The 23,971-nt window shown below is 70.7% G+C and carries 21 protein-coding genes; 14 read left to right on the forward strand and 7 right to left on the reverse strand.

Going from position 1 to position 23,971, the window contains the following annotated elements; genetic code table 11:
* Positions 1-58: 58 nt before the first annotated feature.
* From FHU34_RS23635 to FHU34_RS23685, 11 genes are all read left to right on the forward strand, one after another.
* Positions 59-1,330, forward strand: coding sequence for an MFS transporter (locus tag FHU34_RS23635; RefSeq protein WP_145784140.1), 1,272 nt, complete (start codon positions 59-61; stop codon positions 1,328-1,330).
* A 52-nt stretch (positions 1,331-1,382) separates the two neighbouring features.
* Positions 1,383-2,363: an aldo/keto reductase gene (locus FHU34_RS23640; RefSeq protein WP_145784142.1), complete on the forward strand. Its 981-nt coding sequence runs from the start codon at positions 1,383-1,385 to the stop codon at positions 2,361-2,363.
* 611 nt (positions 2,364-2,974) lie between these two features.
* On the forward strand, positions 2,975-3,844 hold the full coding sequence (locus tag FHU34_RS23645; RefSeq protein ID WP_167524888.1) for a transketolase: 870 nt from the start codon (positions 2,975-2,977) through the stop codon (positions 3,842-3,844).
* Positions 3,841-4,788: a transketolase family protein gene (locus FHU34_RS23650; RefSeq protein ID WP_167524889.1), complete on the forward strand. Its 948-nt coding sequence runs from the start codon at positions 3,841-3,843 to the stop codon at positions 4,786-4,788. Before FHU34_RS23645 ends, FHU34_RS23650 begins: the two co-directional genes overlap by 4 nt.
* The gene (locus tag FHU34_RS23655) at positions 4,785-5,570 is read left to right on the forward strand and encodes a cupin domain-containing protein (protein ID WP_145784148.1); all 786 of its coding nucleotides are present in this window, start codon (positions 4,785-4,787) and stop codon (positions 5,568-5,570) included. Before FHU34_RS23650 ends, FHU34_RS23655 begins: the two co-directional genes overlap by 4 nt.
* The gene (locus FHU34_RS23660) at positions 5,567-6,223 is read left to right on the forward strand and encodes a D-sedoheptulose-7-phosphate isomerase (protein ID WP_145784150.1); all 657 of its coding nucleotides are present in this window, start codon (positions 5,567-5,569) and stop codon (positions 6,221-6,223) included. The genes FHU34_RS23655 and FHU34_RS23660 overlap by 4 nt, the downstream gene beginning before the upstream one ends.
* Before the next feature lie 18 nt (positions 6,224-6,241).
* Positions 6,242-7,663 (forward strand): glycosyltransferase, encoded by a 1,422-nt coding sequence (locus FHU34_RS23665; RefSeq protein ID WP_145784152.1) that lies wholly within the window; start codon positions 6,242-6,244, stop codon positions 7,661-7,663.
* The gene (locus tag FHU34_RS23670; RefSeq protein WP_145784155.1) at positions 7,660-8,478 is read left to right on the forward strand and encodes a phytanoyl-CoA dioxygenase family protein; all 819 of its coding nucleotides are present in this window, start codon (positions 7,660-7,662) and stop codon (positions 8,476-8,478) included. The genes FHU34_RS23665 and FHU34_RS23670 overlap by 4 nt, the downstream gene beginning before the upstream one ends.
* A gap of 19 nt (positions 8,479-8,497) precedes the next feature.
* On the forward strand, positions 8,498-9,166 hold the full coding sequence (locus FHU34_RS23675; protein WP_244311805.1) for an HAD-IA family hydrolase: 669 nt from the start codon (positions 8,498-8,500) through the stop codon (positions 9,164-9,166).
* 113 nt (positions 9,167-9,279) lie between these two features.
* Positions 9,280-9,924 (forward strand): hypothetical protein, encoded by a 645-nt coding sequence (locus FHU34_RS23680; RefSeq protein WP_145784157.1) that lies wholly within the window; start codon positions 9,280-9,282, stop codon positions 9,922-9,924.
* A 96-nt stretch (positions 9,925-10,020) separates the two neighbouring features.
* Positions 10,021-10,998 (forward strand): endonuclease domain-containing protein, encoded by a 978-nt coding sequence (locus tag FHU34_RS23685; RefSeq protein ID WP_145784159.1) that lies wholly within the window; start codon positions 10,021-10,023, stop codon positions 10,996-10,998.
* Positions 10,999-11,142: 144 nt separating this feature from the next.
* Here the strand turns inward: FHU34_RS23685 and FHU34_RS23690 are convergent, their stop codons facing one another.
* From FHU34_RS23690 to FHU34_RS23710, 5 genes are read right to left on the reverse strand one after another with little or no spacing between them, the layout of a single operon-like run.
* On the reverse strand, positions 11,143-12,090 hold the full coding sequence (locus FHU34_RS23690) for an ABC transporter substrate-binding protein (RefSeq protein ID WP_145784161.1): 948 nt from the start codon (positions 12,088-12,090) through the stop codon (positions 11,143-11,145).
* Complete coding sequence (locus FHU34_RS23695) at positions 12,090-12,992, reverse strand: ABC transporter ATP-binding protein (RefSeq protein WP_145784162.1); 903 nt, start codon at positions 12,990-12,992, stop codon at positions 12,090-12,092. The genes FHU34_RS23690 and FHU34_RS23695 overlap by 1 nt, the downstream gene beginning before the upstream one ends.
* Before the next feature lie 19 nt (positions 12,993-13,011).
* Positions 13,012-14,076: a FecCD family ABC transporter permease gene (locus tag FHU34_RS23700; protein ID WP_244311806.1), complete on the reverse strand. Its 1,065-nt coding sequence runs from the start codon at positions 14,074-14,076 to the stop codon at positions 13,012-13,014.
* Entirely contained in the window at positions 14,073-15,113 is a 1,041-nt protein-coding gene (locus tag FHU34_RS23705) for a FecCD family ABC transporter permease (protein ID WP_145784165.1), read from the reverse strand. The genes FHU34_RS23700 and FHU34_RS23705 overlap by 4 nt, the downstream gene beginning before the upstream one ends.
* Before the next feature lie 60 nt (positions 15,114-15,173).
* Positions 15,174-17,126, reverse strand: a complete 1,953-nt coding sequence (locus FHU34_RS23710) for a multicopper oxidase family protein (protein WP_145784167.1) — start codon at positions 17,124-17,126, stop codon at positions 15,174-15,176.
* Between the two features lie 116 nt (positions 17,127-17,242).
* On the opposite strand from FHU34_RS23710, the gene FHU34_RS23715 reads away from it, so the two are divergent.
* Positions 17,243-17,602 carry a YciI family protein gene (locus tag FHU34_RS23715; protein WP_145784169.1) on the forward strand — a complete coding sequence of 120 codons (360 nt, stop codon included), beginning with the start codon at positions 17,243-17,245 and terminating at the stop codon, positions 17,600-17,602.
* A 12-nt stretch (positions 17,603-17,614) separates the two neighbouring features.
* Here the strand turns inward: FHU34_RS23715 and FHU34_RS23720 are convergent, their stop codons facing one another.
* The gene (locus FHU34_RS23720; protein ID WP_244311807.1) at positions 17,615-18,001 is read right to left on the reverse strand and encodes a cytidine/deoxycytidylate deaminase family protein; all 387 of its coding nucleotides are present in this window, start codon (positions 17,999-18,001) and stop codon (positions 17,615-17,617) included.
* 149 nt (positions 18,002-18,150) lie between these two features.
* Between FHU34_RS23720 and hrpA the strand changes: the two genes are divergently transcribed.
* Positions 18,151-22,215, forward strand: a complete 4,065-nt coding sequence (gene hrpA / locus FHU34_RS23725; RefSeq protein WP_145784173.1) for an ATP-dependent RNA helicase HrpA — start codon at positions 18,151-18,153, stop codon at positions 22,213-22,215.
* 55 nt (positions 22,216-22,270) lie between these two features.
* Here hrpA and FHU34_RS23730 read toward each other — a convergent pair whose 3' ends face one another.
* Positions 22,271-23,203 carry a LysR family transcriptional regulator gene (locus FHU34_RS23730; protein ID WP_145784176.1) on the reverse strand — a complete coding sequence of 311 codons (933 nt, stop codon included), beginning with the start codon at positions 23,201-23,203 and terminating at the stop codon, positions 22,271-22,273.
* Positions 23,204-23,286: 83 nt separating this feature from the next.
* Between FHU34_RS23730 and FHU34_RS23735 the strand changes: the two genes are divergently transcribed.
* On the forward strand, positions 23,287-23,970 hold the full coding sequence (locus FHU34_RS23735) for a succinate dehydrogenase cytochrome b subunit (RefSeq protein ID WP_145784178.1): 684 nt from the start codon (positions 23,287-23,289) through the stop codon (positions 23,968-23,970).
* Position 23,971: the final 1 nt, after the last annotated feature.

Consider the following 23,971-nt stretch of genomic DNA (forward strand, 5'->3'; position numbering starts at 1 on the left):
GGGCACTGGAGAACCTCCCTGCGTTGTGCCGGTCCTCTGATACGTATAAGTTAGCCACATGAGCGTCGATGTCGCGGACGGCCTGGACGGCCGCACCAGCAGCGACTGGCGCGTGCCGGCGGTCGCTTTCGCGGTCAACGGCGCACTTTACGGCAGCCTGCTCACCCGCTTTCCCGAGATCGCGGACCGGGTGTCCGCCAGCGAGACCCAGTTCGGTGTGGTGCTCTTCGCGGCGGCGATCGGTGGGCTGCTCGGTTCGCTGGTCGCCCCCCTGCTCGCCCGCGCCGTCGGCGAACGGTCGGCCACGCTGCTCGCCGGGGCGGGTTACGCGCTGCTGGCCGTCGGTGTGGCGTGGGCGCCGCAGTTGATCCTGTTGGGCGGTGCGCTGCTGCTGCTGGGCATCCTCGACGGCGCGCACGACGTGGTGATGAACGCCTTCGCGGTCCGGGTGCAGCAGCACCGCGCCACGACCCTGATGGGCCGCATGCACGCCACCTGGTCGCTCTCACTGGCCGGTGCGGGCGTGCTCGGCACGGTCGCCGCCGGGCTCCGGGTGCCGGTGGCCCTGCACGTCGGCATCGCCGCCACGGTGGCGCTGGTCGCCCAGCTCGCAATCGCCCTCGGCCGCAAGGGGATGGTGGCCGAGGGCCCGCCCGGGCCGACCCCGCCGGTCGACGGCCCGTCCGAGCTGGCCTCGACGGGCGACAGCTCGTCCACGCCAGCCTCGACGGGCGATGGCCCGGCGCGACCGGCGCGTTCCCTTGCTCGCCTGCGGTACGTGCTGCCGGTGCTGGGGCTCGCGGCGGTGGCCGCCAGCTATGTGGAGAGCCCGGGGCAGGAGTGGACCGGTCTCCTGTTGAGCCGCGGGTTCGACGCGACACCGCAGGTGGCAGCCGCGGCGCCGGTGCTCTTCGGCGCCGGCCTGCTGGCCTCCCGCCTGCTGTTGGACGCGGCGGTGTCCCGGGTCGGCCAGGCGAGGGTCGCGGCGATCAGCGGCGCCACCATGATGACGGCTGTGGGTATCGGTCTGGTGTGCACGCTCGTCGGCGCGCCGGTGTGGTGGGCGTTGGCGGCGGTCGCCATGGCGGGCTTCGGGGCCGGGCCGGCCTTCCCCCTGCTCTTCGGCTCGGCCGACCAGCTCAGCGTGCGGCACGGCATTCCCCCGGCCCGAACGGCGTCCATGGTCTCGGCGCTGTCCCGGGTCGGCGCCATCTCGGCGCCGATCGTGGTGGGGCCACTGACCGACGCGTTCGGCATGGTGATGGTCTTCGCGATCATGGCGGTCGGCGCCGCGCTGGTGCTGGGCGCGCTGCCACGGGCGGTCCGGTGACCCGGCCGCCCGCACCACGCGGTCCCCGGGCACGGTGACAGGAGGTTCGACGATGCGGTATGCGCGGCTCGGCTCGACGGGGCTCACCATCTCCCAGCTCTGCCTCGGTGGGATGAGCTTCGGCGAACCACACCGTGGGGCCGACTCGTGGACGCTGCCCGAGTCGGAGAGCCGGAGGGTGATCCGCCACGCGCTCGACGCCGGCATCACCTTCTTCGACACCGCCAACGTCTACTCCGACGGCTCCAGCGAGGAGATCCTCGGCCGCGCCCTCGGCGAGTACGCGCGACGCGACGACGTGGTCATTGCCACGAAGGTCTTCGGCCCGATGGGGCCGGGACCCAACCAGCGGGGGCTGTCGCGCAAGGCGATACTCGCCGAGCTGGACAACAGCCTGCGCCGGCTCCGCACCGACTATGTGGACCTGTACCAGATTCACCGCTGGGATCCGTCCACTCCGATCGAGGAGACGTTGGAGACCCTGCACGACGTCGTACGGGCCGGCAAGGTTCGCTATCTCGGCGCGTCCTCGATGTACGCGTGGCAGTTCGCCACCGCATTGCAGGTCGCCGAGCAGCACGGCTGGTCCCGGTTCGTCAGCATGCAGAACTACCACAACCTGATCTACCGCGAGGAGGAGCGGGAGATGCTCCCCCTCTGCCGGGCCCGGGGGATCGGCACTCTGCCGTGGAGTCCGTTGGCCCGCGGCAAGCTGGCCCGTGACTGGACCACGAGCACCCGGCGTACGGCCGATGACGCCTTCGGGCACAGCCTGTACGCCCGGACCGAGGACTCGGACCGGGCGGTCGCGGCCCGACTCGGTGATGTCGCCCAGGGCCGAGGGACACCTCGGGCGCAGATCGCGCTGGCCTGGCTGCTGCGGCAGCCCGTGGTGAGCGCCCCGATCATCGGCGTGACGGACGTGCGGCAGCTCGACGAGGCGTTGGGCGCCCTCGACGTCGAGTTGTCGGCGGACGAGGTCGACCAGCTCGAGGGGTGCTACGAACCGCACGCCGTGGTGGCGCTGGACTGATCACCAAGGGCCGCCGCGAAGCAAGTCGGTGGCGTGCGCGAACAGGACGCCGGTCAGGCCGCTGCAATGCGGGCCGACACCATTCTTGGCGCTTGCCGAACATCGTCGGCTATAGCCGCGTGAAGTGATCTCGATAGCGTTACCTGTGTTTCCAGAAAATGACGCCACTGTATCCCTCGAAAGACAGCACAGGGATCCGTGGGAATTGCACCAACACCGGTGTGACGCGGATCACTGTTTAAAGAGAAAATAGCCGATCGGGCGATGTTTCTGTGACCGAGCGCTTGACGCCTATGGCGCTCTGTGGAAATCTCGTGACAGGAAGATACTCAACAATGTCTATGCCGGGGGTGTCATTAAGTTTCGCACCACGAGGCGCCGATTCGCCTCCATCTGACGTCTGGGCGGGTGCCACGACCGCCAGACAAATCGCACAGAAAAGATGCGACCAACAGGCTGCGCCATTCGCGCAGCCAATTCGGCACGCATTCTAGCGACACTTTTCTAGCAACAGAAAAGCGCGTTGAATGCTGCCCGAAATCCGAACATCGGAGAGGTCCGACGACCTTTCCTCACTTCGTTTCGAAGGGCGGAATCTGTTGACTGCCAGCATGACGTATCTCGACGCGCTACCACCGGACCGGCACCCGAATCTGGTGGACGATGAATTCGAACTGCCGTATCGACTCTCCCGCCTCGCGCAGTTGTCCAACGACGTACGGGCACATCTGCTCAAAATGATCCACCTCGCCGGCTCCGGCCACGTGGGATCGTCACTCTCCTGCGCGGACCTGGTCAGCGTGCTCAAGTTCGACCAGATGGACACCGCCGGCAACGACGTCTTCGTCCTCTCCAAGGGCCACGCCGCACCGACCTGGTACGCCGCCCTGATGGTCGCCGGTGACCTCGACACCGCCGAGATCGGCACGCTGCGCCGGATCGACAGCCGACTCCAGGGACACCCCGACCGCACCCGGCTGGATCTCGTGGCGGTGAGCACCGGCGCGCTCGGCCAGGGCCTGTCGGTCGGCATCGGGCGCGCCCAGGCGCGACGCCTGCGGGGCGACAACTCCAACGTGTACTGCCTCGTCGGTGACGGCGAGTTGCAGGAGGGGCAGATGTGGGAGGCCATCATGTACGCCGGGGCCCGGGGCCTGGGCAACGTGGTGCTACTCGTCGACTACAACCGCAGCCAGAACGACGGCACGCTCGAAGAGATCATGCCGCTGCACCCCCTCCCGGAGAAGCTGCGGTCGTTCCACTGGCACGTCCAGGAGGTCAACGGCCACTCCCACCTGGCGATCCGGGACGCCGTCGCCAACGCGCGGGACAACTGGATGCAGCCGTCCGTGATCATCGCGCACACCCGCAAGGGCTACCTCGGCCCCGGACAGATCCTGCTCAACGGCTCACACAGCGGCACCATGACCCCGGAGGTGTACGAGGACGCCATCGGCTACCTGGGGCGGGTGAGCGTGTGAAGGCGACGCGCGACTGGTTCGGGGACGCGTTGGTGGACGTCGCCGCGGACCACGAGAACGTCCTGGTCGTCAACTGCGACCTCGCCTCGGCGACCAAGACCACCCAGTTCAAGAAGACCTTCCCCGACCGGTTCTTCGAGATCGGCATCGCCGAGGCCAACGGCATCGGCGTCGCGGCGGGCCTGGCCCAGGAGGGGTACCGCCCCTTCGTCGCCAGCTTCGGTCACTTCCTGACCGGCAAGTTCCTGGAGATCTTCCAGTCGGTGGGTCTCAACAACGCCGGTGTCGTGCTGGTGGGCACGCACGCGGGGCTCGCCATCGGCAAGGACGGCCCCACCCAGATGGGGCTGCGCGATCTGGCCCTGATGCGCAGCCTGCCGAACGTGGAGGTGCTGCAACCGGCCGACGGCGTGGAGACGCGCGCCATGGTGGCCTACGCGGTGACCCATGACCGGCCCATCTATCTGCGGCTGTGCCGGCAGCCCCAACGCGAGGTGCACGACCAGGACTACCGGTTCCGCTCCGGCCACCCGGACGTCGTCAGCCACGGTACGGACGTCGCCGTCGTGACGATGGGCGGCATGGTGCCGGTGGTGCTCGACGCCGTCGAACTGCTCGCCCCGACCGGTCTCCGGCCCACAGTGGTCAACGCCTCGTCCCTCCCCCTGGACGTGCCCGCCACCACCGACCTGCTGAGGCAGCACCGGCACGTCCTCGTCTTCGAGGACCACTTCATCCGCGGCGGCCTCATCGACGAGGTCGGACGGATCGTGCTGGGCCTCGACCGGCACGTCCGGTTCGACGCCTGGGGAGTCGACGACTACGGGCAGGCCGGCTCGCCGGAGGAACTCTACGAACGCTACGAGCTCGACGCCCCCGGTGTGGCCAGCCGGATCCGAGCCGTGACCACCAACTCCCCCGAGATCGGAGACAGCCAGCGATGACGCGAATCGACCCGCCGAAGAATCTCGCCCACGACCTCCCGCAGGCCCCCTACCTGTTCGTCGAACACGAGCTGGTCCTCGGCGCCAGCTCCCCGTACCGGTGCCACCCCGGCGACCACCGCAGCTTCATCGTGATCGGCGGCCGGGTCCGCGTCGAGTCACGGCACGCCGACGGCAGCGGTCACCGCGAGTACGGCTACCTACGGGGCTGGCACGCGGAGCCGGGCGCGACCTACCGCTTCGCCCAGGTCGGCGTGGAGCCGGCCGTGGTGGTGGAGGCCGGATCCACTACCGGTCCCGTGCACGAGTCCTGGGACGTCCCGGTCTCCCCGACCACAGCTGCCCACTGCCGCGACGTCGACTCCTACCGCGTCGACAAGCCGTGGGGGCACGAGGTCTGGTACACCAACAACCTCGGCGACATCCCGTACGCCCTCAAGCAGATCCACATGACCGCCGGGCACCAGTCGTCGTTGCAGTCGCACCAGCAGAAGGTGGAGACCAACTACGTCGTCGACGGGCAGGCGACAGTCCTCAACGGCACGCCGGCACCCGGGGACACCGACGCCGTCATCGACACCGACGCCCTGCCACGCGCGGTGCACGCCCGCAGGTCGGGCTGGTCCTCGGCCGCGAACGTGCTGCACCGGGTGATCGCCGAGTCGGACTACACGTCCGTCGAGGTCTCCACCCCGGAACTGGACGACGTGATCCGGTGGGCGGACGACACCAACCGCGGCAACGGTCGCATCGAGGTCGAGCACGTGGGGGCGCGGGTATGAGCACCGTCGACGACATCCAGCTCTACCTGGCGGAGAAGCGCGCCATCATCGACCAGTTCCCGGTCGACGCCGTGGTGGCCGCCGCGGAGATGCTGTTCCGCACCTACGACGAGGGCGGCACGGTGTACGCGATGGGCAACGGCGGCAACGCCGGCACCCTCGACCACGCCTACTGCGACTTCAAGCACCACCCGTTCGTCTCCGAGGACAAGAGCCGGCCGGTGTCGGCGTCGGTGCGACGGCTCACCTTCGTCAACCTGTGCGGGTCCTCGGCGGAGCTCAGTGGACTGGTCAACGACCTCGGCCCGGACAACATGTTCTCCGCCTCCCTCGAACCGTTCGCCACCGAACGCGACCTGGTCATGGCGTACAGCGGAAGTGGCAACTCCCCCAACGTGGTACGGGCCCTGCAGGCCGCGACGAAGGCCGGCGCGCGCACCTTCGCGATGACCAAGGGCGACGGCGGTCGCTGCCGGGAACTGGCCGACGTGTGCCTCGTCGTGCCCGGCACCTCCCGGTTCCCCGGCCAGACCGGACGCAACGACAACAACTTCCACTTCGAGGACCTGATGCTCTCGGTCAACCACATGCTGGTCGGCCTGCTCAAGCAACGCGTCGGGCAGGCGGCCCAAGCGGTTCAGCTGACCGCGTAGCCGAAAGGAGGTGCCCCGATGTTGACGATCAACCCAGTCCGGTCGAGGCCGGTGCTCGCCTCACTCGAACGGCTCATCGGCCCGCAGCGGGCCGACCGGCTCCGGCGAGCCGCCGCGGAGATCCAGGACCGGCTCCACGGCGGCACGCTCTGGCACGTCAACTCCACCCCGACCGGCGGTGGCGTGGCCGAGATGCTGCGGACGTTGCTGCCCCTCTACGACGAGTTGGGTGTGCGGTCCCGGTGGGCGGTGGTCAGCGGAGACGACGCGTTCTTCCGGATCACCAAACGGCTCGGTGTGGCCCTCTACGGCAGCGACGGCGACGGGGGTCCGCTCGGTCCGGCCGAGCGCGAGGCGTACCTGCGTGCCCTCAAGCCCGCCGCCGACCGCCTCGTCCAGAAGGTCGACAGTCGCGACGTGGTGATCCTGCACGACCACCAGACCGCCGGCCTGGTCCCGTCACTGGCGGGCCGGGTCGCGTCGGTGCACTGGCGCTGCCACGTCGGCGTGGACGAGCCCACCGACGCCGCCGAGCGCGGGTGGGACTTCCTGACCGAACTGCTGGACGAGGTCGACTCGCTGATCTTCTCGGTCGCCGACCACGTCCCCGCCCGGCTGCGCGACCGGACCGTACTGATCCAACCGCCGTTCATCTCCCCGTTCGACGCCAAGAACGTCGACCTGCCGGCCGACACCGTCCGCGCCTGCCTGGCGCAGTGCGGTCTCGACCCAGCCGGCGCACCGGCGAGGTCGCCGCTGCTGCTGGAGACCGCGGCGGGAGACGTCCGACTCCAGTCCACGCCGAGCGTGATCTCCGACGGCGGCCATCAGCTCGGCGAACCGCTGATCACCCAGGTGTCCCGGTGGGACCGGCTCAAGGACATGGCCGGCGTCCTCACCGCGGTCACCGACCACGTACCGGTCGGGCATCTCGCCCTGGTCGGCCCGGATCCCGCGGCGATCGCCGACGACGTCGAGCAGGGTTTCTGGTACGCGGACTGCCTCGACCACTGGCGGAAGCTGTCACCGGCACAGCGGCGACGGGTGAGTCTGATCTGCCTCCCCATGGCCGACCCGACGGAGAACGCGCTGCTGGTCAATGCGGTTCAGCGGGCGTCCGACGTGGTCGTACAGAAGAGCCTCGCCGAGGGCTTCGGCCTCACCGTGTCGGAGGCCATGTGGAAGTCGCGGGTGGTGGTGGGCAGCGCCGTGGGCGGCATCCGAGCGCAGATCACCGACGGGGTCGACGGTTTCCTGCTGACCGATCCGGCGGACCTGCGGGGCCTGGGCCAGATCGTCGCCGCCGTCCTGAGTGACGCGACGGATCGCCAGGAGATCGGGGAACGGGCGCACCGACGGGTGCGCGACGACTTCCTCCCAGACCGGGAGGTGACGACGACGGCGTCGATGCTGGCGTCAGAGAGGATGGCAACGCGATGAGCACCAGCAAGCGAGGGCTCGACCCGGAACAGGTGGCGGCGTACCGCACCGACGGATACGTCATCGGCGACGGACTGCTCAAGCCGGACACCTTTCTCGGCCTCAAGAACCACTTCGAACGCAAGCTCGCCGCCCTGCCCGAGGGAGAGCGGCCCGAGGACATGGACGTTCCACACTTCACCGACCCGGAACTGTTCCGGTGGTTGCTCGACCCGGACGTGCTCGACGTGGTCGAGAGCGTGGTGGGGCCGGACATCGCCCTGTTCACGTCGCACTTCTTCTGCAAGCCGGCGGGCGACGGCAAGAGCGTCCCGTGGCACACCGACGGCTACTTCTGGCGGGAGATGATCGAACCGGCCGGCCAGGCCATGACGATCTGGTTGGCGATCGACCCGTCCACGCTGGAGAACGGCTGCATGAAGGTCATCCCTGGCAGCCACGTCGACGGCACGGAAAGCTACCGGCGCGTCACGGACGACACCAGCGTCTTCGACGAGGAGCTGGACCAGAGTCGCGTCGACGCCAGCCGGGCCATCCCCGTGCAGCTACGGCCCAACCAGTTCAGCATCCACTCCGGGGCCCTCGTCCACAGCAGCGAGGTCAACCGCAGCGCACTGCGGCGGTGCGGGTTCACCATGCGCTACATCAGCACGAGTGTCCGGTTCAACCACGAGGGGGTGGGGCACAAGCACCAGATCTTCCTGGCCCGGGGCAAGGACCGCGCCGGCAACACGTACGGCGACCCGACCCGGGCGTACCCCGAGCTGGTGCAGACCCGGGGAATGGGTCAACGGTTCGTCGGCGCCGAGCGCTGACCGCCGGATCGGTACGACGATGCAGCTCACGATCACCACGGCCGGCCGGACGGTGACCATCGCCTGCGGCGCCCTGTTGCTGGACATGGACGGCACCCTTGTCGACTCCCAGGTCTGCGTGGAGCGCAAGTGGCGCGACTGGTGCCGCCGGCACGGCCTGGACGTCGACGAGCTGCTGCGCGTCTCGCACGGCCTCCAGTTGGCCGACACCGTCCGGTTGATGGCTCCCCACCTCGACCTGGCGGCGGAGGTGGCGGACCTGGCCCGGCGCGAGGAGCAGGACACCGACGGCCTCCGGCCGGTCGCCGGGGCAGCGCGGCTGTTGGCCGCGCTGCCCCCGCGGCGGTGGGCCGTGGTGACCTCGGCGTGGCACCGACTGGCCGAGATCCGACTCCGCCACCTGGGACTGCCGGCCCCCCGGGTGCTGGTCACCGCCGACGACACGGCCCACGGTAAGCCGGCCCCGGACGGCTACCTGATGGCGGCGGCGCGCCTGGGCTGCCCGCCGGCCGACTGCGTCGTGGTCGAGGACAGCCCGGCGGGCATCGAGTCGGGTCGCGCGGCAGGCATGCGGGTCATCGCGGTGGCCACCACCTTCGCCATTGAGGAGCTGGACGCACTGAAAGCCGACTGGGCCGTCGACGACCTGACCGGCGTCACAGTGCGCGATCCGGTCGCCGCCGGCTGACCCTGTGAGGGACCTCCAAGAGACAACTTCCGGCACCCAGATTCGCTGGGCGATGTCAGGGGTGTCGATTAGAATGTATGTACTAATCGGGTTCCTGACCTGGGAGGATGCCCATGACCGCGCCCGCCTCCACCCCCCTCACTCCCTACGCCACCCTGCTCGGCTTCACCCGCTACGTCGACCGCACCGGCCCGACCAAGGCGACCTTCGTCGGAGGGCTGCGCAAGCAGCGCGCGAGCCGGTCCGGCTTCAACCCGCACGGCCAGTTCGTCAAGGCACTCAAGGCCGACATCGCCTTCCACACCGGCGGCACGCACCTGACCGGGGTGGTCGACGTGGTCAAGCCACGGTGGCGCCCGCTCTACCAGGCGCTCGTTCCCGGCGCCACGGCCTGGCTGCACTCCCTCGGCGAGCCGGCCGCCGTCGACCTCGCCCAGACCCGCGACGCCCTGGCCATGCTGGGTGACCTACCCGTCAAGATCAACCCCCATTTCGGGGTACGCCACTCCGACGGTCGCGCCGAAGCCATCCGCCTGCACTTCGACGAGACTCCACCGAGCGAGGAGTCGGTGCTCGCCACCCTGCACCTGATGGCCCGACACATGGACGCGGTGCTCCCGCACGCCGAGCCGGTCCTGGTCGACGTCCGTCGCGGCCAGGCCCACCACATGCCCACCGACGCCAAGCCCGACCAGATCGAGCGATGGCTGTCCGGCGAAGCAGCCGCCTTCCGCGCCATCTGGTCCACCGCCGCCTAACCACCAATCCACCCACCCCTATTCACCGCCCAAGATCCGCGCACCTTCGGTGATACTGCTGCCTCCTGTCGCGAAGAGGCAGCAAGAACACCGAAGGTGCGCGGATCATGGCGTTCGGGCACCTATTGGGGTTATCCACAGGGACTGCAAGCGAGCACCTCCGTCGGTCAAGGTTTCGTCATGCCTGTTCCCCCTCGACGGCCGGCGAGTTTGCAGGGACGCGTGTTTCGCGGCTCCGACGTCGTCACCGAAGGCCTGCTCACTCGGACGGAGCTGCGAAGCGCGGCATGGCGCCCCCTGTTCCGAGACGTCTACGCGGATGCCGGGCTTGCGATCACTCATCGCGTTCGCTGCGCCGCCGTGGCGCAGTGGGTTCTGCCAGCAGGTGTGGTGGTCGCGGGTCGCAGTGCTGCGGCACTCTACGACGCGCCGTCGGTGGTCAGTCACGAGCCACTTGACGTGCTCGTGCCTACCGGTCAGCGGTTCGGTCCGGTCAAGGGGCTCATCGTGCACCGCGGCGAGTTTGCTGCGACCGACATCACGCTACGTCACGGCATTCCGCTGACCACGCCAACCCGCACCTGCCGGGATCTGGCCCAATGGCTGCCAACCGAGGAAGCTGTCGCGATCGTGGATCGCCTCGCCCACCACCGACTGGTGGCGATCCCTGAGCTACGTGCATCGATCAGGCCCCGGGTCGGCAAGCGGGGCTGGAAACGGATGACGCAGGTCGCCGAGCTGGCCGACGCGGGCGCGGAATCCGCCCCGGAGTCGCGGTTGCGGGTGCGGATCGTGCTCGCCGGAGTGCCGGTTCCCGTGACCCAGTTCGTCGTCGAACGCGACGGGAGGTTCGTGGCCCGACTCGATCTTGCGTGGCCACGCCTCAAGGTCGCCGTCGAGTACGACGGCTTGTGGCACGACGACCCCGAGCAGTTCCACCGGGACCGACGCCGCCTCAACCGCCTACTGGGTGAGGACTGGCTTGTCCTCCACGTCACCGCGAAGCGATTCCGTGAGGATTTCGACGGCTTCCTGGCCGAACTTCGTCAAGCCCTGAGGTCCCGCTCCCGCTGAGCACCCCAGACAGGCAAGATCCGCGCAACTTCAGGGATTCTGCTGCCTCGCCAGCAATTGAGGCAGCAGTTTCCCCGAACTTGCGCGGATCTTGGAGCCCGCGGGAGGCCCGGAGGGCCCGGAGGGGCACGGGGCGGGCGTGGCTCAGGCGGCCGGGATGTACTTGGCCAGGTCGTCGAGGATCTTGTTGGCGGCGCCGACGCCGATGCCGGTCATCCAGACCTCGTCGGAGACGGGGTACGCCTTGCCGGCCTTGACGGCGTTGAGGCCCTTCCACAGAGTCCCGCCGGTGACCTTGCTCTGCTCGGCTGCGGCCTTGTCGCCGTACGCGGTCACGAAGATGACGTCGCCGTCGACCTCGTTGACGCGCTCGGGGCTGACCAGGTCGAAGCGCTTGTCCTCCTTGTTGGCGAGCAACTGCCGCTCGGGGCGGCCGAGGCCGGTGTCGCCGATGACGATGCCGGAGAACGAGTCCGGGCCGTACACCCGGATGTTGCCCGGGATGAACCGCACGATCGACACCTTGCGGGCGGCGGCGTCGCCGAGGGTCGCGCCGAAGTCCTTGGCCCGCTTCTCGTACGCGCCGAGCAGGTCCTTGGCCTGCTGCTCACGGCCGAGTGCCTTGCCGTCCAGGAGGAGGTTCTCCTTCCAGGTGATGCCCACCTTGTCGGTGAACACCGTCGGCGCGATGGCGGCCAGCTCGTCGTAGAACTTCTCCTGGCGGAACTTGCTGCCGAGGATGAGGTCCGGCTTCAGCGCGTTGATCGCCTCCAGGTCGGGCTCGGTGAGCACTCCGACCTCCTTGATGCTGGCGAGCTTGTCCGCGCCGAAGTACGTGGGCCAGCTCTTGGCCTCACCGGCAGTGGCGGCGCCGACCGGGGTGACGCCCAACGAGAGCGCCGTGTCGATCTTGTCGGTGTCGAGCACGACGACGCGCTTGGGCTCGGCCGGGACCTTGGTGGTGCCCATGGCGTGGGTGATCTCCCGGGTCTCCCCGGCGGTGGAGCCGGCGACCGGGTCGCTCTCACCGCAGGCGGTGAGTCCGACGCCGAGGGCGGCGGCCGCGGCGAGAGCGGCGACGAGACGACGCATCAGAGTCCTTTCGAGGGGTACGAGTCGGCGAGCGGGGTGGCCGCGTCACCGTTGGTGGATCGAGCGTCCGGTACGGACGCCGTCGACGAGTCACGGTCTCCCGCGCCAGCGGACGCGCCAATCGAGCCGCCGGTGTACGCGGGCACCACCAGCGGTGCGCCGGTCACCGGGCAGGGCACGACCACGCAGGCCAACCCGAAGACGTCACGCACCAGGTCGGCGGTGAGGATCTCCCGGGGCGGTCCGGCGGCCACCACGGCGCCGGCGCGCATCGCGACGAGGTGGTCGGCGTAGCGGGCGGCCTGGTTCAGGTCGTGCAGCACAGCGACGACGGTGCGGCCCCGCTCGACGCGCAGCCGGTGCAGCAGGTCCAGTACCTCCACCTGGTGGGCCAGGTCGAGGAAGGTGGTCGGCTCGTCCAGCAGCAGGGCGTCGGTGTCCTGGGCGAGCGTCATGGCGATCCAGACGCGTTGCCGCTGACCGCCGGAGAGGCTGTCCACCGGCCGGTCGGCCAGGTCGCTCACGTCGGCCAGGACCATCGCCTGGTCGACCGCCGCGCCGTCCTCCGACGACCACTGCCGCCACCAGCGCTGGTAGGGCTGCCGGCCGCGCCCGACCAGGTCCGCCACTGTGACGCCCTCGGGCACCAGCGGGCTCTGCGGCAGGACGCCGAGGCGACGGGCCACCTCCCGGGTCGGCAGGTCGCGGATCGCGGTGCCGTCCAGCAGCACCGTGCCCCGGCGCGGGTTGAGCAGCCGGGCCATCGTGCGCAGCAGGGTGGACTTGCCGCACGCGTTCGGGCCGACGATCACAGTGAACGCGTCGGTCGGCAGGTCCAGGTCGAGCCCGTCGAGCACCGTCCGCTCGTCGTAGCCGGCGACCAGGTCGCGGGTGGAGAGCATCACACGACTCCTTGAGGCGTCACGACGACCGCCGCCGGCCGCGCAGCAACAGGAAGATCAGGTACGGGCCGCCGATCGCGGCGGTCAGCACACCGGCGGGCAGTTGGGTGGGTGCGAACAGGCGTCGGCCGGCCAGGTCGGCCAGCACCAGCAGCAACGCGCCGAGCAGCGCGGCGCAGACCAGCGGTGGTCGTTCGGCGCGTACCAACCGGCGGGCCACCTGGGGGGCGACCAGGGCCACGAAGTCGACGGCGCCGACCTGGGCGGTGACCATCGCGGCGACGAGTACGCCGGTGCCGGCCAGGCCAATCCGGCGGGCCACCGGGCGCAGTCCGACCCCCCGGGCGGTGTCGTCGTCCAGGGCGGTGCTGTTCAACGCCCAGCCGGCCCAGGCGAGCACCGGCAGCAGCACCAGCAGCGTGCCGGCGATCCAGGCCGCCTCGGTCCAGCCCTTGCCGGCCAGGGTGCCGATCAGCCAGATCTGCGCGCGGAGACCGTCGATCGGATCGGCGGTGAGCATGACGACCTCGGTGAGCGCCCGGAAGGCGAACGCGACCGCCACCCCGGCGAGCACGAACCGTTGTGCGGCCAGCCCGTGCCGGGCACCGAGGGCGAACAGCACCGCCGCCGCGAGCAACCCGCCCACCAGCGCGGTGGGTGCGACCAGCACCGCTGCCATTCCGCTGGTCAGGGCCACCGTCGCGGCGAGGCCGGCACCCTGGGTGATGCCGATGACGTCCGGGCTGGCGAGTGGGTTACGGGCCACGCTCTGGATGAGCGTGCCAGCCACACCGAAGGCCGCGCCAGCCGCCGCGGCCAGCACGACCCGGGGCAGCCGAAGGTCAAAGACCACGAGGTCGTACGGCGTGCCGGCCCCGGAGAGGGCACGCAGCACGTCGGCCGGTGCGACGTACGGGGTGCCCAGCGAGAGGCTGAGCACGACGGCCAGCAGGAGGAGCACTGTCAGCACGGCGGCCACCAGCACCGCCCGGCGGCGGATCAGCAGACTGACCGGACCGATCCGCAGCAGCGACCGCCCGGCCAGCCGGGCCTGCCCGGCTGGCCCTGCCGAGGTGACGGTCATGCGGTCACCACCCGGGCGCGGCGGACCAGCACGGCCAGCAGCGGCGCGCCGATCAGGGCGGTGACGATCCCGGCCGGTATCTCGCCGGGTGGAGCGACGACCCGGCCGATGATGTCGGCGCCGAGCAGCAGCGCGGGCCCGAGCAGGGCGGAGACGGCGAGGGTCCAGCGGTGGTCCGCGCCGACCAGTGCGCGGGCGAGGTGCGGCACCGCCAACCCGACGAAGGCGACCGGTCCGGCGGCGGCGACCGCGGCCCCGGTCAGCAGCACGGCGGCGATGCCACCGCCGAGGCGGACCAGGCCGATCCGGTGGCCGAGGCCTCGGGCGACGTCGTCGCCGAGGGCCAGCGCGTCCAGACCTCGGGCCACCAGGGCGGCCAGCACCAGCCCGGCGAGGACGAAGGGCAGCACCTGCGCGGTGACTGACAGGTCCCGGCCGGACAGCCCGCCGACCACCCAGAACCGGTACTCCTCGAAGGTGCGGGCGTCGATGCTGAGCAGCGCGTACACCCCGGAGGCGAGACTGGCGTCGAGCGCCGCGCCGACCAGCGCGAGGGTGACCGGGCTGGCGCCTTCGCGGGCCCGGGTGGCGATGGCGAAGACCAGCAGCCCGGCGACGAGTGCCCCGACGATGCCGAACCAGACGTACCCGGCGAGCGTGCTGATGCCGAAGACGGAGATGGCGAGGACCACGCCGAACGACGCGCCGGCGCTGATGCCGAGGATGCGGGGCTCGGCGAGGGGGTTGCGGGTGAGCGCCTGGAACAGCACGCCGGCGACGGCGAGCGCGAGCCCGACGGCGAGGCCGAGGGCGGTACGCGGCATCCGCAGCTCACGGACGATGGTGCTGGCGTCTCCACCGTCCGGTGCGACGAGGGCGTGCCAGACCTGGTCGATGCCGAGTTGCCGACTGCCGAACGCGAAACTGGCCAGCACGGTGAGCAACAGGACCAGCGCGGCCCCGGCGGTGACGGCCACCCGACGCCCGGTACGAGTGCTGGCCCGACTCCGGGTCGGCCGGCTGGCGAGGGCGGTCACGAATCTCCTGCACGATCGGGCTTAGGTTCGCCTAACCTTAGCCGACCTGCGGAAAGGGACCTAACCGGTAGGTGTCGATGCCGATCCGGGCCCGACCGGCGCGCTCGCCACGCCACCGTCGCCCGCCGCCGCGGCACCGCGCGGCAGCACGTTCAGCGGTCGCATCATCTCGTTGTCCTCGTGCTCGAGGAGGTGACAGTGCCAGGCGTACCGGCCGGGCCGGTCGAAGCGCGCCTTGATCCGGGTCACCTCCCACGGGTACGCGAGCGCCGTGTCCATCCACCCCCGGTCCCCCGGTTCGGGTCGTACGCTGCCCGAGTGCCCACGGCCGAGCAGCTCGAACTGGACCTGGTGCAGGTGGACCGGGTGTACGTGCCGGGTGAAGTTGCGCACCTCCCAGACCTCGGTGTCGCCGAGGATGGGCTGCTCGGTCGGCGGATCGCTCCAGCGCAGCGGTAGGCCGCGGCCGCGCTCGTCGAGGACGCCGAGCAGCATGATCGTTGACTCGCCGGATCTCCGCTCGTTGAGCGACAGCCGGCGTACGCGCTGGGCGGGGCCGAGCCTGGGGTGCGACGGCAGTCGCAGCTGCTCAGGCGGCACGCTCGGGTCCACGCCGGTGGCGTCGGTGACCACGAAGCGCAGCACCTGACCTGTGGTCCGCGGGTCGGCCGGGGCGAAGTCCACACCGGGTCGGCCGCCGCCGTACATCCCGTCGGGGCCCTCGTTGACGAGGTACAGCTCGGTCCCGGCCGGTACGTCGGTGAAGTCGACGATCGCGTCGACCCGCTGGGCGGGGCCGAGCGCCACGCGTTCGTGCGGCACCGGCTCCGGGAGGAGACCGCCGTCGCTGCCGATCTGCCAGACCGGCAGCACCGGGCGGGCTGGCCGCGCGGTGGCGTTCGCGGTCACGCTGAGCAGCAGGAAGCGGCTGTTGCAGCCGTTGAGCAACCGGAACCGGTACCGCCGTCGCTGCACGGTGAGCGTGGGCCAGGTACGGCCGTTGACCACCATGGTGGAGCCGGAGAACCCGGGCACCCAGACCGGCCCGTCGGGGTGCGACGAGTAGCCGCCGGGATAGAAGAGGTCGCCGTCGGCGGTGAAGCTGCGGTCCTGGATCATCAGCGGAATGTCGTGGTACGCGGTGTTCGGCGGGTCGTCGCGCTCCGGCGCCGGGCCGGGCAGCGCCCCGTCGGGCAGGTCGTCCCCGCCGAGCAGGTAGAACCCGGCCGGCCCGGCGTAGACGTTCTCGCGGGTGAGCCCCAGCGTGTGGTCGTGGTACCAGAGGGTGCAGGGCCGCTGGTCGTTGTCGTACTCGAAGGTCGCCGAGCCCGGGGCCCAGCGCAGGCCGTACCGCTCGGCGAACCGGGACCGGAACTCGGCGTACGCGCCGCCGGTCAGGGCGAAGTCGGGAGGCACGTCGCGGGCCGCCGGCAGGTACCACGCCTCGGAATGCCCGTCGCTTTCCTGCGCGCTGTGCGCGCCGTGCAGGTGCACCACCTGCGGCACCGGCCCCCGGTACCCCTGCGGGCTGCCGTCTGGGCGTCCGTGGCGGTCCCGGTGCGCGACGCCGCCGGCGGGGTTGGCCCAGTGCAGTGTGGGGTCCACCGGCAGCAGGTGCGGCAGGTGGTCGCCCCGATCGTCGACGAGCTGGTTGACCCAGGTCACCCGCACGGGTCGACCCACCCGCGCCATGATCGTGGGCGCCGGACAACCGAAGCTGCCGGCGTGCGCGGTGGAGCCGTAACCCCACACGGTGGTACGCGGCCAGGGGCGCGGCAGGATCTGCTGGCGGAACTCTCGGACCGCGATCACGTACTCGTCCCGCTCGGGCCCGGTCGCCACCGCCGGCATGGCCGGTGGGATCCGCAGTGGCGCGACGTACTTCGGGATGTCCCCGGCGTCCAGCGGCGCCACCGCGGCCAGCGCCCGCCCCGATGCCGCCCAGCCCGCCGGAACCAGAGCCACCGCACCGCCGGCGGCACCCGCCGCGAGCACCTGTCGCCTGCTGACCATGCCGCGCCTCCCATCGCCTTCTCCCCAGAAAGAGAATGAGTTTCGCGGACGATCACAGGACGGACAGATGGCGGTTGACACCCATAAGAGGGACATTCGCGTCATAGGGTGTGAGCATGCGATTCGACCAGCACACGGTCGTGCTCCTGGTCCGACCGTCGGATCCGCCGGAGCTGCCGCAGGACGCGATCGATCGGCTGCAGCACGCACACCTGGCCCACCAGGCGGGCCTCGTGGAGCAGGGGTTGGTGCTCGCCGCCGGCCCGTTTCTGCACGGCGACGACGAGCACCTCCGTGGATTCGTCGTGCTGTCCATCGCGCCGGACGAGGCGCGCGCCCTCTACGCCAACGACCCGGCCGTGCGGGCCGGCCGCCTGCTCGCGCAGGTCACCACGTGGCTGCTTCCGGAGGGCAACCTGCGGTTCGAGGGCGTGCCGGTGCCTCGGTCGATGATGGAGGCGGCCTCCGGCGACTGATGCCGGAGCGGGTCAGCCGGCCGTGCCGTTCCCGGCCGCTGTCGCCAGGTCCGCCAGCGGGACCACCCGCAGGTCGTCCACCGGGCCGATGATCACCCGCAGTGCCGGGAAGTAGTCCCGCAGGACCCGCACACACCTGTCACAGGGCGCGGTCACCTCGCGGCCCCGGTCGGCGACCGTGACGATCGTCTCCAGTTCGGTGATTCCCTGCGTGGCGGCCGTGCCGATGACCACCAGCTCGGCGCAGACACCTCCGGTCGCGTGCTGGACGTTCACCCCGGTGAAGACCCGTCCGTCGGCGTTCCGGGCGGCCGAGGCGACGGTGTGGTGCTGGCTGCGACACCGCAGCTTGGCGACCGCCGTGGCGGCCTGCACCAACGCACGGTCGGTGTCCCGCATGTCCATTCGGCTCCCCCAGCGCTCGACGTCGGCCGCCAACTCTAGGGCCCGCTCCTGGCTGTCCGGGGACGGGAGGTGACAGTCGGAGAGCCGGCAGCGCGGTAACCCAGGGGCGGTGCGCCGTCGGGCTGCCTATCCTTGGGCACGACATGCAGAATCCAACCGCCTCCGTCGCGACCGACCCGGTCCGCGAGCTGCACCGCCGCCTCACCCCTCTGATGTTCCGCGACCAGCGCCGGCTCCAGCGGCGCCTCGACGGTGCCCGCAAGCTGCGCGACCCGCAGCGCCGGGAAGCGGCCCTCGCTGAGATCACCGCCGAGGTGGCCCGGGCCGAGCAGCGGCTCGCCACCCGACGAGCGGCGGTGCCCGTGATCACGTACCCGGCGGGGTTGCCGGTCAGTGAGCGCAAGGACGACATCGCCGCCGCGATCCGCGATCACCAGGTGGTGATCGTGGCCGGCGAGACCGGCTCCGGCAAGACGACCCAGCTCCCGAAGATCTGCCTGGAGCTGGGGCGCGGGGTGCACGGCCTGATCGGGCACACCCAGCCCCGGCGGCTGGCCGCCCGGACGGTGGCCGACCGGATCGCCGACGAGCTGGGCACCGAGCTGGGTGACGTGGTCGGCTACAAGGTGCGCTTCACCGACCAGGTCAGCGAACGCAGCCTGGTGAAGCTGATGACCGACGGCATCCTGCTGGCCGAGTTGCAGACCGACCGGATGCTGCGCCAGTACGACACGTTGATCATCGACGAGGCGCACGAGCGCAGCCTCAACATCGACTTCATCCTCGGGTACCTGCGGGAGCTGCTGCCCCGCCGCCCCGACCTCAAGGTGATCATCACCTCGGCGACCATCGAGACCGACCGGTTCGCCCGGCACTTCGTCGGGCCGCCCACCGCCGACGAGCCGGAGGGCGTACCGGCGCCGGTAGTCGAGGTCTCCGGGCGCACCTACCCGGTGGAGGTTCGCTACCGCCCGCTGCTGGAGGTCGCCGAGGGCGAGGAGGACGGTGACGGCGACGAGGAGAACGTCCGCGACCAGATCCAGGCGATCGGCGACGCCGTCGAGGAGCTGGCCGCCGAGGGGCCCGGCGACATCCTGGTCTTCCTCAGCGGCGAGCGGGAGATCCGGGACACCGCCGACGCGCTGGGCAAGCTGGTGCAGAAGAAGCGGTCGCTGCTCGGCACCGAGATCCTGCCGCTGTACGCCCGGCTGTCCTCCGCCGAACAGCACCGCGTCTTCGCCGCGCACAGCTCACGCCGGGTGGTGCTCGCCACCAACGTCGCGGAGACCTCGCTGACAGTGCCCGGCATCAAGTACGTGGTGGACCCGGGCACCGCCCGCATCTCCCGCTACTCCAGCCGGCTCAAGGTGCAGCGGCTGCCCATCGAGCCGATCTCGCAGGCGTCGGCCAACCAGCGCAAGGGCCGCTGCGGCCGTACGTCGGACGGCATCTGCATCCGCCTGTACGACGAGCAGGACTTCCTGTCCCGACCCGAGTTCACCGACCCGGAGATCCTGCGGACCAACCTGGCGTCGGTCATCCTCCAGATGACCGCGATCGGGCTCGGCGACCTCGCCGCGTTCCCGTTCATCGACCCGCCGGACAAGCGCAACATCACCGACGGCGTCAACCTGCTGCACGAGCTCGGCGCGTTGGACCCGACCGAGGCCGACCCGGCGAAGCGGCTCACCGCGCTCGGCCGACGCCTGGCTCAGCTCCCGGTCGACCCCCGTCTCGCCCGGATGGTGGTCGAGGGCGAACGCAACGGCTGCGCCACCGAGGTGTTGGTGATCGCCGCCGCGCTCTCCATCCAGGACCCGCGCGAACGGCCGGCGGAGAAGCAGGCCCAGGCCGACCAGGCGCACGCCCGGTTCGCCGACAAGGAGTCCGACTTCGTCGCCTACCTCAACCTGTGGCGCTACCTGCGGGAGCAGCAGCGAGAGCTGTCGTCCAGCGCGTTCCGCCGGATGTGCAAGGCGGAGTACCTGAACTACCTGCGGGTCCGCGAGTGGCAGGACATCGTCGGCCAACTGCGGCAGGTGCTGCGTACCCCGGCCGAAGGTGACCGGCGCGGTGGGCGGCCGGCGCGCGACGCCTCGGACGACGCGGACGCCGGCCGGGGTCGCCGGGGTGGCACGGACCTGCCGGAAGAGATCGACACCCCGAAGGTGCACCAGTCGCTGCTGCCCGGCCTGCTGTCGCACATCGGGCTCAAGGACGCCCAGAAGCACGAGTACCTGGGCGCGCGGGGCGCGAAGTTCGCCGTCTTCCCCGGCTCGGCGCTGTTCAAGAAGCCGCCGCGCTGGGTGATGGCCGCCGAGCTGGTGGAGACCTCCCGGCTCTGGGGTCGCATCGCCGGCCGCGTCGAGCCGGAGTGGGTCGAGCCGCTGGCGCAGCACCTGGTCAAGCGCAGCTACAGCGAGCCGCACTGGGAGAAGAAGCAGGCCGCGGTGATGGCCTACGAGAAGGTCACCCTGTACGGCGTCCCGCTGGTCAGCTCCCGCAAGGTCAACTTCGGGCGGATCGACCCGGCGTTGAGCCGGGAGCTGTTCATCAGGCACGCCCTCGTCGAGGGCGACTGGCAGACCCACCACCAGTTCTGGGCGGACAACAAGCGGCTGCTCGCCGAGATCGAGGAGCTGGAGAGTCGGGCTCGACGCCGCGACATCCTGGTCGACGACGAGACCATCTTCGGCTTCTACGACCAGCGGATCCCGGCCGACGTGTCCTCCGGCCGGCACTTCGACAGCTGGTGGAAGAAGACCCGCCGCGAGCAGCCCGACCTGCTCACCTTCACCCGCGACCTGCTGGTCAACGACGGTCGCCCGGGGGTGGACGAGGGCGACTACCCGGACGAGTGGCTGACGCAGGGGGTGAGCCTGCCGCTGACGTACCGCTTCGAGCCGGGCACACCGGATGACGGCGTCACCGTCGACATCCCCCTGCCGCTGCTCAACCAGGTGCCGGCGGAGAGCTTCGACTGGCAGGTGCCGGGGCTGCGCGAGGAGACGGTGATCGCGCTGATCCGCTCGCTGCCCAAGGCGATCCGCCGCAACTTCGTCCCGGTGCCGGACTACGCCCGCGCCGCTCTGGCGGCGATCACCCCGGGCGAGGAGCCGCTGCTGGACGCGCTGACCCGGCAACTGCGCCGGATGACAGGTGTCACAGTGCCTCGCGACGCCTGGGAGCCGGGCAAGCTCCCCGCGCACCTGCGGGTGACCTTCCGGGTGCTCGACGCCGACGAGAAGCCGGTCGCCGAGGGCAAGGACCTGCCGGCCCTGCAACGTCAACTCCGCCAGGAGGTACGCCAGGTGGTGGCGGCCGCCGCCCCGGAGGTGGCCCGTACCGGGCTGCGCGAGTGGAGCATCGGCACCCTGCCACGGACCATCGAGCAGGTCCGTGCCGGCTACGCGGTGACCGCGTACCCGGCGCTCGTCGACGAGGGCGCGACGGTCGGGGTGAAGGTGTTCGACTCCCCCGCCGAGGCGGAGGCGGCGCACTGGGCCGGCACCCGTCGGCTGCTGCGCCTCACCGTGCCGTCCCCGGCGCGGTTCCTTCAGGGCCGGCTGGACAACGCGGCGAAGCTGGCGCTGAGCCGCAACCCGCACGGCGGCGTGCAGGAGCTGATCGAGGACGCGGCCGGCGCGGCCATCGACCGGCTGATCGGCGCGGCGGGCGGCCCGGCGTGGGACGCCGGCGGCTTCGCGGCGCTGCGCGAGAAGGTCCGCGCCGACCTGGTCGACACAGTGGTCGAGGTGATGGACCGGGTTCGCAAGGTCCTCGCCGCCGCCTACGCCGTCGAGCAGCGCCTCGGCGCCACCCGCAACCTCGCGGTGGTGGCCGCCCTGGCCGACATCCGCAGCCAGCTCGCCGGGCTGGTGCACGCCGGGTTCATCACCGAAACGGGGTACGCGCGGCTGCCCGACCTGCTGCGCTACCTCAGCGCCATCGAGCGCCGGATGGAGCGGCTGGGCGGCAACCCGCAGCGTGACCGCCAGCAGCAGGACCGCATCGCGACGGTGCAGAAGGAGTACGCGGACCTGCTCGCCAACCTGCCGCCGGCCCGCCGGCAGGAGACCGCCGTCCGGCAGATCCGCTGGATGATCGAGGAGTTGCGGGTGAACGTCTTCGCCCAGGCGCTGGGCACTCCGTACCCCGTCTCGGAGCAACGGATCTACCGCGCGATGGACGACGCGGAGGGTCGCTGACGAGCCCGGCCGGGCTGCCGCTTCGCGGCGGCGGCGGCCGGCGGGTCGGGTCTCGTCAGGTCAGTGGCTCGACGCCGGGCGGCAGCTCGCCCCGCTCGATCGCGGACTGGATGTAGTCGAGCAGGATCCGCCGGAGTTCCCGCCCCGCGTGGGTGGGCACGATGTCGCGGCGGCGGGCCACCGCGATGGTCCGCCGCACCCCCGGCGGTGCGAGCGGGGTGATCCGCACGCCCGGTCGGCGGGCCAGCACGATGCCCGGCACCAGCGCGATGCCGAGCCCCGCCTCGACGAAGCTGAGCACGGCGTCCATCTCGCCACCGTCCACCGCGAAGCTCGGTTCGAACCCCGCCTCGCGACACGCCTGGATGGTGGCGTCGCGCAGGTCGTAGCCCTCGCGGAACATGACCATCGGCAGGTCGCGCAGGTCGGTGATGCGCAGCTCGCCGGTCGCCGAGGCGGTCGGCACCTCGTCCACCGAGGCCACCACCAGGCTCTCCCGCAGGATCGGGTCGACCCGCAGCCCGGGGTCGGCGCCCTGCGCCGGCATGATGATCAACGCCAGGTCGAGATCGCCGCGGAGCAGGTCCCGCACCAGGTCCTGGGAACCGCCCTCCTCCACCCGCAGGTCGATGGTGGGGTGCGCGTCGCGGAACCGGCGTAGCACCGGCGGGGCGAGCGAGGTGGCCAGACTCGGGGTGGCCCCGAGCCGGACGCGACCCCGACGGAGCCCGACCAGCTCCTGCACCTCCCGGGTCGCGGTCTCCACGTCGGCGAGGATCCGGGTGGCCAGGGGCAACAGCACCTCACCCGCCGCGGTGAGGGCGATGTTGCCCCTTACCCGCTCGAACAGCGGCGCCCCGAGGTCGGCCTCCAGAGCGTGAATTTGCTTACTGAGAGAAGGCTGAGTGATGCCCACGATGTCGGCGGCTTGGGTGAAATGTCGTACTTCGGCCACCGCGACGAAGTACCGAAGCTGATGGAGCTGCATCTACATAGCTTACGGCTATCAACACTACGAGTTTGATGCATTGGACGACTGATCAAAGTGCTCCTAGCGTCGGACTCGTGGTAATGACGAAAACTCGGTCGCCCATCCGCTCCAACGTCGGCCTCAAGGCCGTCATGGCGGTGACGGGCATCCTGCTGGCGCTGTTCCTCATCGCCCACATGCTCGGGAACCTCAAGGTGTTCACGGGGGAGACCTCGTTCGACCACTACGCGCACTGGCTGCGCGACATCGGCAAGCCACTGCTGCCCGGCGTCTGGTTCCTGTGGATCCTGCGCACCGTGCTGGTCGTGGCGGTCGTCGCCCACATCGTCGCCGCCACCGTGCTGGCTCGGCGCGCCCGCGCCGCCCGCCCGGTCAAGTACGCCCACCGCAAGAAGGTCAACGGCAGCTACGCGGCCCGCACGATGCGCTGGGGTGGCGTGATCATCCTGCTCTTCGTGATCTACCACCTGCTGGACCTGACCACCGGCACGCTCAACCCGGTCGGAAACGAGAGCAAGCCGTACGGCAACGTCGTCGCCGACTTCGCGCCGGAACGCTGGTACGTCACGCTCTTCTACACGCTCGCCATCGTCACGGTGGGCTTCCACCTGCGCCACGGCGCGTTCAGCGCGTTCCGCAGCCTCGGCCAGCAGACGCCGCGCGGCGAGCGTCGGGCCCGCGTCGCGGCTCTGGTCTTCGCCGTGCTGCTCTGCGCCGGGTACCTGGTGGTCCCGTTCGCCGTACTCACCGGATTGGTGTCCTGAC

This window comes from Micromonospora taraxaci (assembly GCF_007830095.1).
GTDB lineage: Bacteria > Actinomycetota > Actinomycetes > Mycobacteriales > Micromonosporaceae > Micromonospora > Micromonospora taraxaci.